This is a genomic window from Nocardia vaccinii NBRC 15922, from assembly GCF_001613305.1.
Classification (GTDB): domain Bacteria; phylum Actinomycetota; class Actinomycetes; order Mycobacteriales; family Mycobacteriaceae; genus Nocardia; species Nocardia vaccinii.
The window spans coordinates 1-1,555 of the sequence record NZ_BDCC01000125.1 but is presented as its reverse complement, the minus strand read 5'-3'; the positions used below and the strand labels follow the sequence as shown (position 1 = coordinate 1,555).

Sequence of the window (1,555 nt, the reverse complement as noted above, 5' to 3'; positions counted from 1 at the left end):
GGATACCGCCCCGGTCGCGCTCGTCGAGAGCGTCGAATCCCGCAACCTGCGGACCGTCTCCGCGTACGGGATCGATGCGACGGTCGCGTGGATCGTCGTCTGCTCGTGCCGCTCCACATGTGGCTTGCGGCTTCCGCCGTGAGGCTCTCCCCAGGTGAGCTCAACCTCGGTGCCGGGCCGCGCGTGCTCGGCATCGAGAGCAGCCAACGACAGCACCACGGCCTCGTTGACGGTGTAGCCACACTGGAACGAAAGGCCGACGTGCTCCCCAGCAGCGTCGTGAACCTCATCGGCCTGCGGGAAGCCGTAATCGGCCACCGGTAGTTCGATCTGCTTGTACACCGGACCGTCGCCGAACTGCGAGCGGTAGATCCGGGTTACATCGTCGGTATCCCAGACCAGTGTCATGGGCACGCGCTGGCGGGTCGCGTCGGAGCGCTCCAACGCCTCGCGGCCGACGAAGTCGTGATCGAACTTGATGAAGCGGCCATAGCCGAGCTCCCATGGGCTCATGTAGTAGTCTTCGATCGACGGCGCGCGATAGCTGCCACCGATCTGCAGGCTGGCCTCCCATCCGTCTCCAGGCAGCCACTCCCGGAACTCGCGCATCTCCTCCCCGGTGTAGATCGCAGGGCACGGATACGCCATCCAGCCGCTCTCGACCAGCGTGCTGAAGTACGTACGCGACCCGGCTCGCTCGAGCCCATGCTTGGCACCAGCGGCAAGGATCGCCTCGCGCACGGTCTCCATGTCCTCGTACGGTCCCGACAGCTCGGTGCCGAGGTGGCCCGCCATCCCGTGGCGCAGGATCAGCACTGGACAACCGGCGATCTCGACGTTCGCCGTGTGGAAGAACGGGAGCTTCGGCACCTCGCCCGTGACGACCTCGCCGAGGATCGCCGCGGCGTTGGGCCCCTCGAGCTGAAAGCGCCACTTCACCCGGCGGCCGGTCGGATTGATCGCGGTCGGATGGTCGCGCGTGATCTCCACGTCGGCGCCGCGCCGCTCCGCCTGGAACTGCACCCAGTTCAGCACCGTCATCCCGCTGATCAGCTCGAACTGATCGTCAGCATGGCGATATGCGATGCAGTCACCGATCACGTGTCCGTCCGGGGCGCAGGCGACGAACTGCTTCGCGCGAGCCGTCGTGAAGTTCCCGAAGCTGTTGATCGCGAGCGACTCGAGCAGCCGCTTGGCGTCCGGACCCTTGATGAACAGCTCCGGCATGTGATGGGACTGGTCGAACAACGCCGCTGTCTCACGCCAAGCGCGCTGCTCGTCGCGCCAGTTCGTGAACACGGGCGGGACCGCCGCCGCCGACGGTGGCGCCGCGCGCATGTGCAGCGAGCGCGTGTCATTGACGAAGTGCTCAACGAGGTCCGGCGTCTGCTCGACCAGCGCTTGCAGTGAGCCCGATCGCGTCATATCTCTCCCTCTGGGCACACACCGATGCTTGCCCTGCGTCGCCGATAGTTCTACATATACATACATAATCGCGCAACGGTTCCCGCTGAAACGTCCGTCGAGGCTGCATCGCTCGCGCAAAGCGCCTAAT

The 1,555-nt window shown here is 65.7% G+C and carries 1 protein-coding gene; it reads right to left on the bottom strand.

Going from position 1 to position 1,555, the window contains the following annotated elements; all coding sequences use genetic code 11:
• The coding region (locus NV1_RS41595; RefSeq protein WP_067905234.1) for an aminomethyltransferase family protein at positions 1-1,425 on the bottom strand (1,425 nt) is incomplete at its 3' end.
• Positions 1,426-1,555 lie beyond the last annotated feature (130 nt).